A 16,997-nucleotide genomic window follows, 5' to 3' on the forward strand; every position below is an offset into this window, starting at 1 on the left:
CCTGCTGCTGGGCGCCGCCGCGGCCTTCGCGCAGCCCGCCCCCTCCGCCCGCGGCCAGTCGCCGCTGGGCACCGCCGGCTCCGCCCCCATCGGCGCGGCGGTCGGCGCGGGCGCCGTGCCGCGCGCGCCCGGCGCGGGGGAGCTGCTGGCGCCCGGCCCGGCGTCGCTGTTCGCCACCGACCCCAACGCCGCGCCCAGCGCCCCCGGCTCCTCGCGCGTCGAGACGCGAACCCTGCGCCAGCTGGGCCTGCGCGGGCCGATGCAGCTGCGCGGCACCACCGACCTGCAGGGCATCCTGTTCGGCGTGCGGGGCGACGAGGTGGTGACGGATGCGCGCCTGACGCTGCAGGGCGCCACCTCGCCGGCGCTGATCCCCGAGCTGTCCCAGGTGGCGATCACGCTGAACGAGCAGTTCGTGGGCGTGGTGACGCCCGACCGCGCGCGGCCCGCCTTCGGCCCGCTGGAATTCCCCATCAACCCGGTCTTCTTCGCCGACGCCAACCGGCTGAACTTCCGCTTCACCGGCCGCTACGCCATCGAGTGCAACGACCCGCTGTCGGGCCTGCTGTGGTCCACCGTCTCCGACACCTCGACCCTGGCGCTGACGCTGGAGCGCCTGCCGATCGTGCGCGACCTGGCCCGCCTGCCCGAGCCCTTCTTCGACCCGCGCCTGCTGCGCGAGCCGCTGAACCTGCCGGTGGTCCTGGCCGACCCCGCGGGCAACGAGGCGCTGCGCGCCGCGGCGATCGTGTCGGGCTGGTTCGCGGTGCAGGCGGATTACCGCGGCGCCTCCTTCCCGGTTTCCTCGCAAATCCCGGCGCGCGGCAACGCGGTGGTGGTGTCCACCGGGGTGGACGCCATCCCGGGGCTGACGCTGCCGCGGCTGGAAGGGCCGACGCTGGCCATCATCCCCAACCCCAACGACCAGTGGGGGCTGCTGCTGGTGGTGGCCGGGCGCTCAGGCGCCGAGGCGGTGACGGCGGCCACCGTGCTGGGCGTGGGCCGCGAGGCGCTGACCGGCGAGCTGGCGACGGTGCAGCCCGGCGCCGTCCCGGCGCGCCAGCCCTACGACGCCCCGCGCTGGGTGCGCACGGAGCGGCCGGTGCGCTTCGGCGAGCTGGTGGACCCCTCCGAGCTGCAGGCCTTCGGCTACGTGCCGGCGCCCATCAACATCCCGTTCCGCACCGCGCCCGACCTCTACACCTGGCGCAACCGCTCGCTCGCCTCCAACGTGGCGTTCCGCTCGCCACCGGGGCCGATCACGGACGTGATGGTGTCGCGCCTCGACGTGTCCATCAACGACATCTACCTGCGCTCCCTGCCGCTGGCGCAGCCGGACGACTTCTGGCTGGTGAACTGGGTGCGGCAGCGCTTCACCCAGCCCGAGCGCGGCGAGGAGCGCGTGGGCCTGCCGCCCTACATGCTGTTCGGCCAGAACGAGATGCAGCTGCGCTTCGACATGCGCCCGCTGCACCGCGGCGACTGCGTGGCGGTGCCGGGCGACGTGCGCGCCTCGGTGGACCCGGACAGCGTCATCGACCTGTCCGACGCCTACCGCTTCACCACGCTGCCCAACCTGGCGCACTTCATCTCCTCGGGCTTCCCGTTCACGGTGCAGGCGGACCTGGCGCGCGCCGCCGCCGTGCTGCCCGAGCGCCCGACGGCGCAGGAACTGGAAACCTTTCTGACGCTGATGGGGCGAATCGCCGCCATCGTCGGCTACCCGCCGGTCAACCTCGCCATCGTGCGGCCCGAGGGGCTGGGCGAGGTGGCCGACCGCGACCTGATCGTGGTGGGGCCGCTGGGCCGGCAGCCCGCCCTGGCGACGCTGCTGCGCGACGGGCCGATCCAGCTGGAAGGCAACCGCCTGACGGTGGCCACCAACACCGGCTTCGGCAACATCCGCAACCTGTTCGGCGGCGAGCGCCGCTCCGAGCTGGACCGGGTGCAGGCGCAGCTGGCCCAGCCGGGCGAGGCGCTGGGCGCGCTGATCGGCTTCGAGAGCCCGTTGCGCTCCGGGCGCTCCGTGGTGGCGCTCACCGGCTCCACCGCCACCGGCATGGAGCAGATGCTGGCCGCGATGCGCGACCCCGAGCAGCTGCAGCGCATCCAGGGCGACTTCTCCCTGCTGGCGGGCGGGCGGGTGGACGCCTTCCGGGTGGGCGGCACCTACACGGTGGGCACGCTGCCGCCGCACCTGTGGCCGCAATACTACCTGGGCGGCAACCCGTGGGCGCTGCTGGGGGCGATGTTCCTGGCGCTGCTGCTCATCGCCGGGCCGCTCTACTGGCTGCTGCGCCGCCGCGCGCACCGCCGCCTGCGCGCGCGCACCGCGCCGAACTGAGGCGCGCCACACCGAGCGTGCCCCCGTGGCGCGCCACACCGGCGGGGCAGGGGGTGGTACCGGGGCCGGGCCATCCCGCCCTCGCGGCGGGACGGGATCCTGGCCCGGGCCCGTCCTGCGTGGCGTTGGTTTTGCGGCGCTGAAGGCAGCGCCGGAATTGGGCCGTCTCCCTGTCATGGCTGAAGGCGACCCGCGGGCTGGGCGGCCTCCGCATGGTCGCGCTGGGCCGCGTGCCGGTCGCCTGCGCGCTTGATGACCGCGGGTTGGGCGGCCTCTGCATGGTGGCGATGGGGGACAGGAAGGCCCGTTCGCCGTCCCGGCGGGATGAGACGCCAGGGCGGGCGCCGGCACCGCGATGTTGGCGTCCCAGTCGCCTGCGGTGACGCCCCGGCCGCCTTCCCCATCTGCACCGCCGCGGGCGGCCCTGAGGCAGCGGCGTCTCCCGGCCCGGCACCGGGCGGCGGCCGGCGGTGCGCCAGGGAGGTGACGCGGCAGGGGGTGCCCGCCGCCTGCGGGGGGCGGCGTGGATGCGTGACCCGCGGTGACGGAAGCGCCGCTGCGGTGGGCCGCCGCTCAGCGCGGCTGGAGCGTGACGGCCCCGGCCATGGTCGCGGCCTGGCGGCCCTGCAGGAAGGCGCGCTCCTCGGCGGTGATGGGCTGGGGCAGGCCGCGCTCCAGGATTTCCCACACCACCAGCTTCGGGCGGCTCTCGCGCGCCGTGGCGCTGGCGAACCAGTCGCGGGCGCCGCCGGTGACGCCGCCGCCGGCGCGGCCGAAATTCAGCACCGGCGCCCCCAGCGCCTCCTGCAGCGCGCCGTGGAAGTTGCCGTTCAGCGCGTAGGAGGAGCCCAGCAGCACCACCTCGGGCGCCGGCGCCTCGTCCAGCAGGCCGCCGCCGGCCTCCGGCACGCGGGTGGTGCGGGCGCGCTGCCGGTCGGGCGCCGGGCGCATCCAGTCGGGGGCGCGGTCCAGCCCCATCAGGCGCAGCAGGTCGCCGGCCAGCGGCGTCTCGGTGGCGGCGACCTCCGTGGTGATGCCGCCCTCGCGCCGCAGCGGCACGTCCTGCGCGGCGCGCGCCAGGGCGCCGGCAGCCAGGGCGGCGCCGCGGTGGTTCCAGTGGGTGTCGGTGCGCCAGTACACCGGGCCCTCGGCGCGGGCGCGGTCCAGCAGCGGCAGCCACTCCACCAGCCGCAGCCCGGCGCCCTGCAGGGCGGCCACGGCCTCGGCGTGGCGGCCCAGCGCCTCGGCGGCGTAGGCGTTGCCGCACAGCTGCGCCGCCTCCACCCGCGCCTTGTCGGGCGTCACCGCCAGCACGACGGCGATGCCCTCGGCCTCCAGCTGCCGGGCGACGCGGATGATGCCCTCCAGACGTGCGCGCTGGTTGGCCGCGGCGTCCGCCCAGGGGCGCAGCTCCTCCTGCAGGAACAGCCAGTCCCCGCAGCCCACCCGCACCTGCGGCCCGCCCGAGCCGAACAGCGCCCAGCGCAGCGCGCCGCCGGCCATGCGGAAATACGGGTCGGCCGGCAGGTCGTGCGCCATCACGTGGTTCAGCGCCGCGGTGGTGCGGCCGCCGACGAAGGCGGGCCAGTTCAGCACCGCCCCCAGGCGGCGCTGGGCGTCCTCCGTGCGCAGGGCGCCCAGCCCCTGCCAGAAGCCCCAGCCCATGAGCAGCAGGAAGAGCCCGGCATAGGTCCAGGCGGCGAGGGGCTTGCGCATCGCGTCCGCTCCGTCAGAACTGGAAGTACAGGAAGGGCACCGCGGCGCGCGAGTAGAGCAGCACCAGCGACGCGGCGAAGGCCAGGGCCGGGGCGGCCACCCAGAAGGCGCGCACCGCGGCCCCGCCATCGGGCAGCACCCCCGGCGGGCGCATGGCCCACAGCTTCGGCAGGTAGACGGCGAGGCAGCCCAGCGCCAGCACCGCCCACTGGTCGGGCGTCACCTGCCAGCGCAGCGCATCGGACAGCGCCCAGCCGTTCAGCCCCAGCATGCCGGCGTAGACGCGCACCGCCTCCTCCAGCGTGTGGGCGCGGAACACCACCCAGCCGATGATGACCGCCAGCATGGTCAGCAGGTTGCCCCACAGCCAGGGCATCCTGTCCCGCCCGGCCGACCAGGCGCGGTGCAGCGCCAGCAGGCCGCCATGCCAGGCGCCCCACAGGATGAAGGTCCAGTTGGCGCCGTGCCAGAAGCCGCCGATCACCATGGTCAGCAGCAGGTTCACGTAGGTGCGCACCACCCCGTGCCGGTTGCCGCCGAGCGAGATGTAGAGGTAGTCGCGCAGGAAGCGGCTCAGCGTCATGTGCCAGCGCTGCCAGAAGGCCTGGATGGAGGACGCCAGGTAGGGGTGGTTGAAGTTCTCCGGGAAGCGGAAGCCGCACATCAGCGCCAGGCCGATGGCCATCAGCGAATAGCCCGCGAAGTCGAAGAACAGCTGCAGCGTGTAGGCGATGGCCGCCGCCCAGCCATCGGCGAAGGTCAGCACCGGCAGGCCGAAGGCGGCGTCCACCACCGGCTGCACCGTGTCGGCCACCAGCACCTTCATGGAGAAGCCGATCATGAAGCGCCGCGCGCCCAGGCCGAACAGCTCCAGCGAATGGGTGCGGTGGCGCAGGTCGTCGGCGATCTCGGCGTAGCGGACGATGGGGCCGGCGATGAGCTGGGAGAAGATGGCCTTGTAGGCGGCGTAGTGCACGAAGTTGCGGTTCACCGGCACGTCGCGCCGCCACACGTCGATCAGGTAGGACACGGATTGGAGGACGTAGAAGGACAGGCCGATCGGCAGGATGATCTCGCTCCAGCCGATGCCGTTGCCGCCGATGGCGCGCATCAGCGCGTTGAAGGTGTCCACCCCGAAGTTGGCGTACTTGAAGTAGGCCAGCACGCCCAGGTTGGCGACGAGGCCGAAGGCCAGCCAGCGCCCGCCCGCCGGGGTGTCCTTGTTGCCGGCGCGGTCCATCGCCTGGGCCACCAGGAAGGTGCCGAGCGTGACGCCCACCAGCAGCAGCAGGAAGTCCACCCGCCACCACGCATAGAATGCCCAGGAAAGCAGGAGGATGGGCCAGTTCCGGTGCCGCGCCGGGGTGAGGAAATAGATCGCGAAGAAGATGGGAAGGAACAGAAACAGGAACTCGAAGCTCGCGAAGATCACTGGCCCCTCCGACCCTCGCGAAGCCCCTGCGGCCGCCCCCGTCCGCAACTTGTGGATGCATCGCGCCTCTGCTACCCGACGCCTTCGCAGGAAGAGGCGGCACATGCAAGACGCGGGCAAACCCTCAATGACCTCGGGCGCCACGCGGCGCGGCGCGATGCTGGCGGGGCTGGCGCTGCCCTTCCTCGGCGGCGCGGCGGCGGCGCAGAACCAATCCCTGGTTGTGGTCGGCAAGGACCGCTGGCTGTTCCCCGCCTGGGACCGCGTGAACCAGGCGCCCGACGGGGCGCGCATCCGCGGCGTGACTGAGGTGCTGAACCAGGCCGTCGCGCTGCTGAAGCAGGCGAACGTGGAGACGGCGATCGGCCTGATCCCCTCCAAGGGCCGCGTCTACCGCCAGCACCTGCCCGATTCGCTGCGCGTGAACGCGGAAACCGACCGCCGCTACGCCCTGCTGCAGTCCGAGTTGCGCCGCCCCGGCACGCTGGTGCCGGACCTGGACGCGCCGTTCCGCGCAGCCGCCGCCAACGCCCGCCCGCCGGAGCAGCTGTTCTTCCGCACCGACACCCACTGGGCGCCCGCGGGCGCCGAGCTGGCGGCGCGCGAGATGGCCAAGGCCATCCGCGAGCGCTTCCGCCTGCCCGCGCACCGCGGCGGCGGCACGCCGCTGGGCAACCCCGTCGCCGCCACCAACAACAGCGGCGACCTGGTGCGCTTCCTGCCGGCCGCCGAGCGCGCGGCCTTCATCCCGGAGGAGTACCGCCAGCGCGGCGCGGCGCAGCGCCCGGCCGCCGCTCTGCTGGCGGAGGACGACGGCGACGTGACGGTGGTGGGCAACAGCTTCGTGCAGCCGCGCTTCGGCTTCCCCGACGTGCTGTCGAACCAGCTGGAGCGCCCGGTGCGGCTGGCGTGGAACGTCAACAACATCGGCCCGTTCTTCACCCTGCTGGAGCACGTGCGCTCCGACGCCTTCCGCCGGCAGAAGCCGCGCGTGCTGGTGTGGATGCTGCTGGAGATGGACGCGGAGAACCTGCCCAATTCCGGCTCCTGGGGGCAGAGCGCGATGGCGCCGGCCGCCTTCACCACCGGGCTGCGCCAGGCGCTGGGGGTCTGATCGATGCGCCGCTCCCTCCTGCTGCTGGCCGCGCTGCTGCCGGCGCTGCCCGCCGCCGCCCAGCGCGAGGTCTATGACCCCGAGCCGCCGCGCGGCTCCGCCTACCTGCGCTTCGTCAACGCGACGGGGGGCGAGGTGGAGGTGCGGCCCGACTTCGGCCCCGCCCAGCGCCTGCCGGCCGAGTCGGCGCGCCGGGTCGGCGCCTATGCGGTGGTGGAGAACGTGGCCGGGCGCCGGCTGTCGGTGGAGGTGCGCGCCGGCGGGCGCAGCGCCACCACGGCGCTGACGCCGCCGGCCGACGGCTTCATGACGGTGCTGGTGATGCCCGGCCCCGGCGGCGCGCCCGTGATGTCCCCGGTGACGGAGGAGATGAACTTCAACCGCGCCCGCGCGCGCATCGGCTTCTACAACGCCGTGCCGGGCTGCGAGGGCGGCGGGCTGCGCCTGCACCCGGACGGCCCGGCGGTGTTCGAGGGCGTGGCGCCCGGCGCGGCGCGCAACCGCAGCGTCAACCCGGTGAACGCCGAGGTGGCGGCGGGCTGCGGCGGCCGCACCGCCCCGGTGCTGCGCCTGGAAGGGCTGGAGGCCGGGCAGAGCCACAGCCTGTTCCTGTTGCCCGAGGGCGGCGCGCTGCGCGGCCTGCTGGCGCGCGACGTCACCACGCCCTGGCGGCGGTAGCGCCGGAAACTACGTATTCCCGGCGCGTGGGGAATCCGGGCAAGGAAGGGCGGGGTTAAGGGGTGGCCGCGATCAACACCGCGCACGCGACGATGTTCCGGGTCCTGCTGTCGGCAGGGGCCCTGCCGCTGGCTGGCGGCGCCGCCGTGGCGCAGCCGCCGCCTGCCCCGCCGCCTGCCGCCTCGGCGGGCACGCCGGCCGGACTTCCTGCGGGCACGCCGGGTGGTCCTCCTGCGGGCGCGCCGGGTGGCCTCCCTGCGGGCGCGCCGGCTGGTTCTCCTGCGGCTGCGCCGCCTCGTGCCCCGGCGGGAACGCCGGCCGGAGCCTCCGCGGCCCTTCCCGCCGGGCGCTCCGTCGCCGCGCTGTTCCAGCAGGCCGCCTACTGGCGGGCGCAGAACCGGCAGGACCGCGTGCTGGCCGCGCTGGAGCGCATCCTGTCGGCCGACCCCAACAACCTGGAGGCGCTGGTGCAGGCGGCGGAGGCCGCGGCCATCGGCGCCCAGGCCGGCCAGGCCCGCGCCTATGCCGACCGCCTGAAGGCCCTGGCCCCCGACGACCCCCGCATCCCGCGGGTGGAGGCGACGGTGCTGGTGGCGGCCGAGGGCGCGGCCGCGCTGGGCGAGGCGCGCCGGCTGGCCGCCGCCGGCCAGCGCGAGCAGGCGCTGGCGCGCTACCGCTCGCTGTTCCGCAACGACCAGCCGCCGCCCTTCCTGCTGGCCGAGTACTGGCTGCTGTACTCCGAGCAAAGCGACGCGGCGTGGGACGAGGCGGCGGCGGCGATGCAGCGCGCCTCCGACGCCGCGCCGCGCGACCTGGCGCTGCGCCTGGCCTACGGGCGCATGCTGACCTACCGCGAGTGGCGCCGGGCCGAGGGCATCCAGGTGCTGCGCCAGCTGGTGTCCGAGCCCGCCGTCTCCGCCGCCGCGCGCGCCGCGCTGCGCGACGGCGTGCTGTGGGAGGGCGACGGGCCGGAGGTCATCGAGGAACTGCGCGAGCTGCTGCGCACCTCGCCGGGCGACCAGGAGCTCCAGGCCAAGCTGCGCCGGTCGGAGGAGGTGGTGCGGCCGCTGAACCGCACCTTCGCGTGGTCGCTGATCGCCGACCGCAACTACGCCGAGGCCGAGCGCCGGCTGCGCGCCCTGCTGGAGGAGGACCCGCGCGACGTGTGGTCCATCATGGGCCTGGCGCTGATCCGCGGCATCCAGGGCCGGCGCGAGGAGGCGATGCGCCTGCGCGCCGAGGCCACCGGCATCCAGCCCGACCTGGAGGAGGAGTTCCGCCGCGTCACCGCCTTCCTCGACGACGGCTCCCAGGCGCCGCGCAACGTCCGGCTGCCGGGCGGGCGCGGCTTCGACGCGCGGGCCTTCGTGCCGGCCTCCACCCTGGCGCGCCGCGCGCTGGAGCGCGGCCGGCTGGACGAGGCCGAGCGGCTGGCGCGCCGCGCCGCCGGCGGGCGCGGCGACGACGCCGCCCAGGGCCAGATCGTGCTGGGCCAGGCCGCGCTGCGCCGCGACGACGCCGCAGGCGCCGAGGCGCGCTTCCGCGCCGCGCTGGCCCTGCGCCCCGGCGACCGCGAGGCCACCCAGGGCCTGTACTTCGCCCTGCAGAACCAGGACCGCTTCGCCGAGGCGGAGGAATTGCAGCGCCGCGCCGGCCTGCCGGAGGCGCCGGGCGGCAACGTCCGCCGCGCCTTCGCGCTGCGCGACGCCGCCACCCGCATGGCCGGCGATGGCCCGGCCATCGAGGCGCTGCAGGAGGCGCTGGGGCTGGACCCGGGCAACGTCTTCGTGCGCCTGGACCTGGCGCGGCGGCTGCGCCGGGCGGGCGACGCCGCGGGCGCGCGCACCATCGAGGAGCAGATGGCCCGCAGCGGCCAGGCCGAGGCGCTGGGCATGGCCGCGCTGCTGGCCGCCGACGAGGACCGCTTCGGCGAGGCGGTGGGCCACCTGTCGCGCATCCCCGACCGCGTGCGCACCAGCGACCAGGCCCGCCTGCTGGCGCAGCTGCGCGCCGAGGTGCAGGTGCGCCAGCTGGAGGGCCAGGCCCGGCTGGGCGCCCCCGGCGCGCGCGAGGCGCTGCTGGCCCTGGCCGCCCGCCCCGACCCCGCCGGCGCCAGCGGCGCCAACGCCGCGCGCGCCTTCGGCCGGCTGAACGACCGCGAGGGCGCGGTGGCGGCGGCGCGCGCCGCCCTGCTGGCCAACCCGCGGCTGGACGGCAACGCCCGGGTGGAGATCGCCGCCGCGCTGGCCGAGGCGCAGGCCACCGCCGAATCCACCCAGCTGCTGGACACCGCCGAGCGTGCCGGCGGCCTGTCGGCCGAGAACCGCCGCCAGGCCACCTTCCTGCGCGAGCAGGCGGCGGTGGGCCGCGCCGACCGCCGCACCGCCCAGGGCGACGTGGCGGGCGCGTGGGAGGAGCTGGCGCCGCACCTGCGCGGCCCCGCCGCCTCGCCCAACGTGTCCACCGCGCTGATGCGCACCTACGCCCGCGCCCGCCGCTACGCCGAGGCCAAGCAGGTGGCCGAGGCGCTGCTGGCGCGCGACCCGCTGGACGCCGACATCCGCGCCTCCGCCGTGGACCTGGCGGTGGAGATGGAGGAGTACGGCGTGGCCGAGGCGCTGCTGGCCGAGGGCCGGCGCTTCGACGTCGCCTCGCCCCAGCTGCTGCTGGCGGAATCCCGCGTGGCGCGGGCGCGCCGCAACCCGGTGCGCGAGCTGCGCGCGCTGGAGGCCGCCACCCGCATGCGCCTGGAGCAGCTGCGCGTGGGCGGCGAGGCGCAGCAGGCGGCGCTGGCGGCCGAATACCTCTCGCCCGCGCGGGCCGGGCTGCGGCCGCTGCCCGACATGGCCGACCCGCAGACCGCCCAGATGCTGCGCGAGATGGCGCGCGCCCGCGACGAGGCGGCGGCCTGGATCCAGGCCGGGGTGCAGGTGAACGCGCGCTCGGGCGAGGCCGGGCTGTCGCGCGCCACCACCCTGGCGACGCCGGTGGAGGTCTCGGCGCCGGTTCCCGGGCTGCAGGGGCGGGTGAGCCTCGCCACCGGCTCCGTCACCATGTTCCAGGGCAACCTGGGCAGCGCCAGCGCCAGCGGGCGGCAGTTCGGCACCAACGCCCTGGCCAATGGCCGCCCCCTGGGCGCGCCGGACCGCCAGCAGGCGGGCGCGCCGCTCTCGGTGGGCTACACCGGGCAATGGGTGCGCGCCGACATCGGCACCACGCCGCTGGGCTTCCGCCGCACCAACGTGGTGGGCGGGGTGGAGGTGGTGGTGCCGCTGCACGCGCGCGCCAACCTGCGCCTGCTGGGCGAGAACCGGCCGGTGACCGACAGCCTGCTCTCCTACGCCTCGCTGCGCGACCCGCTGTCGGGGCAGAGCTGGGGCGCGGTGACCCGCGCGGGCGGCCGCGGCCAGCTGGAGGTGTCGCTGACCCCGCGCACCGGTCTCTACGCCGGCGGCGGCGCCTATGCCCTGGGTGGCCGGGGCGTGCGCGACAACAGCATGTACGAGGTGTTCGGCGGCGCCTTCCACCAGCTGTGGAACACCCCGCGGGAGACGCTGTCCGTCGGGGTGGACCTGCGGCATTCGGCCTTCGACCGCAACCTCGCCTTCTTCACCCTGGGCCATGGCGGCTACTTCAGCCCGCAGCGCTCCAACGCCGCCAGCCTGCAGGCCGACTGGCGCAAGCAGCTGGGCGACTGGACGCTGCGCGCCGTCGGCTCGGTGGGCTGGCAGTGGTACTACAGCCGCTCGGCGCCGCTGTTCCCCAACGACCCGGGCCTGCAGGCCCAGGCGGAATCCCTGGCGGCGGCGGACCCCTCGGTGCCGCCGGCCAGCTTCGCCTCGCAGCGCGCCTCCGGGCCCACCGGCAGCCTGTTCCTGAACGCCGAATACGCGCTGGCGCCGCAATGGCGCGTGGGCGCCGCCGGGCGCTTCATGCGCGTGGGCGACTACGAGGACGTCTCGGGCATGGTCTACCTGCGCTACCGCCTGGACCCGGCGGCGCGCGACACCTCCCCCCTGCTGCGGGAAAGCCCGCGCAGCTCGCCCTATGGCAGCTTCCCCTTCCCCGGGGCGGTGAACCAGGGGCGGCCGGAGCCGGTGACCCTGCCTTTGGGCGGCAGCCGGCCTATCTGGTGACCGCATGACCCTGCTTCCCACCGCGGCGCCGCCGCCCGCCCTGCCCCCGCCCGACACCGCCGCCGACCTGGCCTGGCTGGCGCGCCGCGCCGTGCCCGCGCCGTGGCGCGTGCTGCTGGGCGCCCTGCTGGAGGCGCTGCCCGGCGGGGCCGAGGCCCGCGCCGAGACCCTGCGCGCCGCCGGCGCCCGCCTGGCCGCCGCCGCCCCCCTGCCGCCCTGCGCCACGCTGGAGGAGCTGGAGCGCCGGGTGAACGACGCCCTGGCGGCGATGGACTGGGGCCACGCTGCCTTCTTCCTGGAGCTCGGCCGCGGCGTGCTGGTGGTGCGCCACCGCGCCGCCCCCTGCATCCCGACGGCGGAGGACCCCCAGGGCGCCTGGGTGGCCGCCGTGCTGGAAGGGCTGCACGAGGCCTGGCTGGCCGGCCAGGCGCAGCTGGCGCCCGCCCCGCGCCTGCGCCGCCTGTCGCACGAGGTGGGCTGCACGGTGCTGGCCACGGGCTGACGCCGTGCGGCGGCGCCTGATGCTGCTCGCTGCGCTGCCGGCCCCGGCCCTGGCGCAGGGCGGGACCAACGGCCCGCTGGAAGGCCCCGGCGGCTGGTTGTTCGCCCCGTGGGAGCGCCCGGACCGCATGGAGCTGCGCGGCATGCCGCGCGTGGCCGCCCTGTTCCGGCAGGTGGCGGCGCTGCTGGCCGCGGCCGGCATCCGCCCCGGCTTCCTGCTGGTGCCGGCCAAGGCGCGGGTGCACCGCGACAGCCTGCCGCCCGGCCTGTCCTTCACGCCGGAGGGCGCGCGCCGCCACGCCGCCATGCTGGAGGAGCTGCGCCCCGCCTTTCCCCTGCTGCCCGACCTCGACGCCGCCTTCGCCGCGGCGCGGCAGGCGCAGCCGGGGGAGGAGCTGTTCTTCCGCGCCGACAGCCACTGGCGGCCCGAGGCCGCCGCCCTGGCCGCGGCGGAGGTGGCGCGGCTGCTGCCCGCGGCGGCGCCGCTGCCGCCGGCCCGCGCGCTCGGCCTCGCGCTGGGCCCGGAGGAGACGCGGCTGCGCACCCAGCTCGACCTCGCGCAGCTGCTGCCGCCGGCACGCCGCGCCGCCTTCCCGCCCGAGCCCTACCGCATCCGCCCGCCGCAGCGCGCCCGCCCCTCCGCCCTGCTGGACGCGGCGCCGGCCGAGGTGGCGGTGGTCGGCTCCTCCCTGGTGGCGCCGGAGCTGAACTTCCACGCCGAGCTGTCGGCCCGGCTGGGGCGGCCGGTGTCGCTGCACTGGCGGGTGCAGACGCGCGGGCCCTTCGACATCCTGCTGACCTACCTGCGCGGCGAGGGCTTCCGGCAGGAGCGGCCGCGGCTGCTGCTGCTGTGCCAGCCCGAATCCGGGCTGATGTTCGGCCCGGAGAGCCGCGCCGTGTACCCGGAGACCGCCATGGCGCCGGAGGCCTTCCTGGCCGGCGTGCGCCAGGCGCTGGCCCCGTAGCCACCGGCGGCGCGCCGGCGCATGCTGGCCCGCGGGCGAGACGTGGGAGGGCCAGGGGATGCTGCCGGAAGGCGCGGAGATCGTCGCGGAGGGGCTGCGCTTCCCCGAGGGGCCGGTGGCGCTGCCGGACGGCGCGGTGGCGCTGGTCGAGGTGGCGGGCGGGCGCGTGGCGCGGGTGGCGCCCGACGGCGCCGTCACCACCATCGCCACCGTGGGCGGCGCGCCCAACGGGCTGGCGGCGGGGCCGGACGGCTCCTTCATCCTGTGCAACAACGGCGGCTTCTCCTGGCACGAGGAGCCGGGGATGCTGCGGCCCACCGGCCAGGCGGCCGATTATTCCGGCGGGCGCATCGAGGCCATCGCCGCCGACGGCACGGTCCGCACCCTGTACCACCGCTGCGGCAACCATGCCCTGCGCGGGCCCAACGACCTGCAGCTGGACGGCAAGGGTGGCTTCTGGTTCAGCGACCTGGGCAAGGTGCGCGGGCGCGACCGCGACCATGGCGGGGTGTACTGGGCGGCGCTGGACGGCTCGCGCATCGTGGAGGCGGCGTTTCCGGTTCCGGGCGGCGCCAACGGCATCGGCCTTTCGCCCGACGGTGAGAAGCTCTACGTCGCGGAAACGGAGACCGGGCGGCTGTGGGCCTTCGACATCCTGGGCCCCGGGCTGCTGCACAAGTCGCCCTGGCCCTCGCCGCATGGCGGCAACCTGCTGTGCCAGTTCCCCGGCTTCCGCCGGCTGGACAGCCTGGCGGTGACGGCGGAGGGCAACATCGTCGTGGCGACGCTGGTGAGCGGGGAGGTCACCACCGTCTCGCCAAGCGGGGAGATCCTGGACGTGGTGCGGATGCCCGAGCGCATGCCGACCAACATCTGCTTCGGCGGGCCGGGGATGCGCACCGCCTGGGTGACGCTGTCCACCACCGGCCGGCTGCTGCGCATGCCCTGGCGCGAGGCCGGGCTCAGGCTGCCATTCGCATAGGCGGGGCGGCCAGGGCGGCTTCCAGCACCGGCCAGGCGGCCGGGCGCGGCGGCAGGGCGGGCGCCAGGCCCAGCTCCAGCATCCAGGCCTGGCGCAGCGTGGCGGCGCGGCGCAGCAGCGGGGCGGGCGCCGCTTCCTCCGGCGTGCGGAAGCCGGCCAGCCGGCAGGGGCGCGCCATGAAGCGGGCCAGGGCGGGCGAGGCCAGCAGCGGCAGGGCCACCGGCAGCAGCCAGGGCAGGGCGGCGGGCGCCGCCAGGGCGGGCAGCAGCAGCAGGGCGCTCAGCGCCATGTGCGCGCCGTGCTGGCGCAGCGCCGTGCGCCAGGGGGGCACCGCGCCCTCGCGCCCCTGGGCGGCCCAACCGGAATCCCTGCCGCGCAGGATGTCCCACACCTGCCGGCTCTGCGTCACCATGCCCAGCGGGGCCAGGGCGGTGGTGAAGGCCAGCTCCAGCGCCGCCCCGCGCGCGGACAGGCGCAGCCCGGGCAGCTTGGGCAGCAGCAGCAGCGCGAAGGTCAGCGCCAGCAGCGCCGCGCCGGGCTGCGCCAGCCCCATCACCGCCTGGACGGCGCCCAGCGCCAGCAGCGCCAGCCACAGCGGCGAGGCGAGGTAGGCCAGCATCCCGTCCAGCAGGTGCAGGCGCGACAGCGGGTGCAGCCCCGGCGCGGCCAGCAGCGCCGCGTGCTGGATGTTGCCCTGGCACCACCGGCGGTCCCGCGCCGCGGCGGCCGCCAGGGTCGGCGGCCCGGCTTCCCAGGAGCCGCCGAGGCCCGGCGCCATGTGCACCCCCCAACCGGCGCGGCGCAGCAGCGCGGCCTCCACGAAGTCGTGGCTCATCACCGGGCCGCCGAAGGGGCGGCGGCCGGGCAGCTCGGGCAGGCCGGCCGCCGCGGCGAAGGCCTCCGTGCGGATGATGGCGTTGTGGCCCCAGTAGTTCCCGGCCTCGCCATGCCAGGCGACCAGGCCGCGGGCGATGGCCGGGCCATGCGCGCGCGCCGCCCATTGCTGCATGCGCGCGAAGCGGCTGCGCCCGCCCGCCAGCAGCGGCAGGGTCTGGACCAGCCCGGCGCGCCGGTCGGCCTCCATCATCGCCGCCAGGGCGTGCAGGGTGGCGGGCTCCATCACGCTGTCGGCGTCGAGGATGACGAAGTGCTCGTAGGCGGCGCCGTGGCGGCGCACCCAGTCGGCCACGTTGCCGGCCTTCTTGCCGGAATTCTCCAGGCGGCGGCGGTAGAACACGCCCTCCGGGTGCCGGGCGCGCAGCCGCTCGGCGGCCTCGGCCTCGCGCACCTGACAGGCGGGGTCGGTGCTGTCGCTCAGCAGGAACAGGTCGAAATGGGCAGCGAGCCCCGCCTGGGCCAGCGCCTCGCGCGTCGCATCGGCGGTGGCGAAGACCATCGCCGTGTCCTCGTTGTGCAGGGGCAGCAGCAGGGCGGTGCGGCTGCGCAGGGGGCCGGGGGCGGGCGGCTGGGCCGGGCGGTGCAGCCAGCCCGCCACGGTGGAGGCGGCGGACAGCGCCAGCCGGGCGAACAGCAGCAGGAACACCGGCATGGCCAGCAGGTCCGGCCATTGCCAGCCATCGCCGCCCAGCCCCGCGGCCAGCAGCCCCGCGGCCAGCGCGGTCAGCGCCAGGGCGGCGGCCAGCACCAGGGCGCGGCGCCGCGCCACGCCCGCCACGCCGGGGTGCGGCGCCAGTTGCCCGCGGTCGAAGCGCTGCGCCGGCATGGGCAGCGGGGCGGGGGGCGGCGTGTCGCGGCGGGGGCGGATGGCGTTCATGCGGGCAGCCCGATGGCGGTTTCGGAAGCGGCGGTGCCGTCGGCCCGCCGCAGCCGCGCCTGCCCGCCGGGGGCGAGCAGCAGCCGCGCCTCCGCCTCGCTGGCCTCGAAGGCCAGGATGCCGTGGCCCTCGGGGCGGGTGGCGGCCAGGGCGGGGCCGGCGAAGCGCAGCGCGGTGCCCAGGGCCTCGCGCCGGGCCGAGGCCAGGCGTGCCAGGCCGGGGCGGGCGGGGGCGTCATCCGCCCAGCGCAGGCGCCAGGCGGCGCGGAAGGGGCGGCCGGCGGGGATGGGCGCCGCCGGCTGCCAGGCGCAGGCGATGGTGTCGTGGTACTCGTCGCGCGCCGGCAGCTCCAGCAGGCGCAGGTGGCCCGGCCCCCAATCCCCCAGCGGCTCCACCCACAGGGAGGGGCGGTCGCCGTAGCGCGCCTCGGGGTCGGCGAAGGCGGCGGGGCCGCGGCGCCGTTGCAGCAGGCCGAAGCCGCGCGGCGAGGGCAGGGGGATGTCGGTGATGCGGGGGGCGGCGGGGTTGTCCAGCGGGCGGGCGCGGCGCTCGCCGGCCGCGTCCTCCCAGGCCAGGGTGTCGCTGTCATGGACCGCCGGGCGGGGGTCCCGCGCGTGCGGCGTGTTGAACCAGAACATGGAGGAGGCGGGGGCCACCCCCAGGGCAAGGAGGTCGTGCCGGGGGAACAGGGTGGCGTGCAGCTCCAGCACCGTTTCCGCCCCGGGCGCCACCGTGATGCGGAAGGCCCCGGCCAGGGAGGGACCGTCCAGCAGCGCCCCCACCCCGTCCCCCGCGAGGCGGAACAGGCGGAAGGCCGGGAATTCCTCTACCCCGCCCAGCCCCAGCGACACCGCGCGGGCGGAGACGCCATAGGCGTGCCCCCGCCCCAGGGCGCGGAAATAGGAGGCGCCGAGAAAGGAGACCACCTCGTCCGGCCGGCCCGGCGTGTTCAGCTCCCCCACCAGGCGGAAGCCGCTGAAGCCCAGGCCGGGCGGGGCGTCCTGGAACTCGGCGCCGGGCTGCCAGGGGGTGCCGTCGAGTTCCAGCGCCACCGCATCGGGGAACAGGTAGCCGCGCGGGAAAGGATGCACGGCGAAGGGGCCGGAGCGCCGGGGCGTGCCGGTGAAGGGGTGGCGGCGCCACTGGTCGTAGTCCCAGCCGCGCGCCGCGGCCGGCAGGTCATCCGGCGGCGGCTGGAAGGGGCGGGCGGCGAGGGCCTGCGCCATCGCCTCCAGCCCTTCGGCCGCCGCGCCGGCGCCGGGCATGACCGCCCCCGCCAGCGCCGCCAGCATCGCCTGCCTGCGCCGCACCCCTGCCTCCGCAACCTTCCGATGGGGGCGCAACGATGGGTGGCG

11 protein-coding genes are annotated in these 16,997 nt (G+C 76.5%); 7 read left to right on the forward strand and 4 right to left on the reverse strand.

Going from position 1 to position 16,997, the window contains the following annotated elements:
- On the forward strand, positions 1–2,344 hold a 2,344-nt coding region (gene bcsB / locus ACI6QG_RS08380; RefSeq protein WP_407024137.1), incomplete at its 5' end, for a cellulose biosynthesis cyclic di-GMP-binding regulatory protein BcsB.
- A gap of 573 nt (positions 2,345–2,917) precedes the next feature.
- On the opposite strand, the gene ACI6QG_RS08385 is transcribed toward bcsB, so the two are convergent.
- Positions 2,918–4,060 (reverse strand): alginate O-acetyltransferase AlgX-related protein, encoded by a 1,143-nt coding sequence (locus ACI6QG_RS08385; protein WP_407024138.1) that lies wholly within the window; start codon positions 4,058–4,060, stop codon positions 2,918–2,920.
- Positions 4,061–4,073: 13 nt separating this feature from the next.
- Positions 4,074–5,492, reverse strand: a complete 1,419-nt coding sequence (locus tag ACI6QG_RS08390; RefSeq protein ID WP_407024139.1) for an MBOAT family O-acyltransferase — start codon at positions 5,490–5,492, stop codon at positions 4,074–4,076.
- A gap of 127 nt (positions 5,493–5,619) precedes the next feature.
- On the opposite strand from ACI6QG_RS08390, the gene ACI6QG_RS08395 reads away from it, so the two are divergent.
- The 6 genes from ACI6QG_RS08395 to ACI6QG_RS08420 all read left to right on the forward strand — a co-directional run bounded on the left by ACI6QG_RS08395 (position 5,620) and on the right by ACI6QG_RS08420 (position 13,868).
- Positions 5,620–6,606 (forward strand): alginate O-acetyltransferase AlgX-related protein, encoded by a 987-nt coding sequence (locus ACI6QG_RS08395; protein WP_407024140.1) that lies wholly within the window; start codon positions 5,620–5,622, stop codon positions 6,604–6,606.
- 3 nt (positions 6,607–6,609) lie between these two features.
- Entirely contained in the window at positions 6,610–7,284 is a 675-nt protein-coding gene (locus tag ACI6QG_RS08400; protein ID WP_407024141.1) for an ABC transporter permease, read from the forward strand.
- A 410-nt stretch (positions 7,285–7,694) separates the two neighbouring features.
- A complete protein-coding gene (locus ACI6QG_RS08405; protein WP_407024142.1) occupies positions 7,695–11,420 on the forward strand; it encodes a cellulose synthase subunit BcsC-related outer membrane protein in 3,726 nt (1,241 codons plus the stop codon).
- 4 nt (positions 11,421–11,424) lie between these two features.
- Positions 11,425–11,922, forward strand: coding sequence for a cellulose biosynthesis protein BcsD (gene bcsD / locus ACI6QG_RS08410; RefSeq protein WP_407024143.1), 498 nt, complete (start codon positions 11,425–11,427; stop codon positions 11,920–11,922).
- Positions 11,923–11,941: 19 nt separating this feature from the next.
- Positions 11,942–12,886, forward strand: coding sequence for an alginate O-acetyltransferase AlgX-related protein (locus tag ACI6QG_RS08415; protein WP_407024144.1), 945 nt, complete (start codon positions 11,942–11,944; stop codon positions 12,884–12,886).
- A 58-nt stretch (positions 12,887–12,944) separates the two neighbouring features.
- Complete coding sequence (locus ACI6QG_RS08420; RefSeq protein WP_407024145.1) at positions 12,945–13,868, forward strand: SMP-30/gluconolactonase/LRE family protein; 924 nt, start codon at positions 12,945–12,947, stop codon at positions 13,866–13,868.
- Here the strand turns inward: ACI6QG_RS08420 and mdoH are convergent.
- Together mdoH and ACI6QG_RS08430 are read right to left on the reverse strand one after the other, a co-directional pair.
- Positions 13,849–15,642, reverse strand: coding sequence for a glucans biosynthesis glucosyltransferase MdoH (gene mdoH, locus ACI6QG_RS08425; RefSeq protein ID WP_407024146.1), 1,794 nt, complete (start codon positions 15,640–15,642; stop codon positions 13,849–13,851). The genes ACI6QG_RS08420 and mdoH overlap by 20 nt on opposite strands.
- The gene (locus tag ACI6QG_RS08430) at positions 15,639–16,952 is read right to left on the reverse strand and encodes a glucan biosynthesis protein (RefSeq protein WP_407024147.1); all 1,314 of its coding nucleotides are present in this window, start codon (positions 16,950–16,952) and stop codon (positions 15,639–15,641) included. The genes mdoH and ACI6QG_RS08430 overlap by 4 nt, the downstream gene beginning before the upstream one ends.
- Positions 16,953–16,997 lie beyond the last annotated feature (45 nt).

The sequence above is a fragment of the Sabulicella flocculans genome, from assembly GCF_045449635.1.
Taxonomy (GTDB): domain Bacteria; phylum Pseudomonadota; class Alphaproteobacteria; order Acetobacterales; family Acetobacteraceae; genus Roseococcus.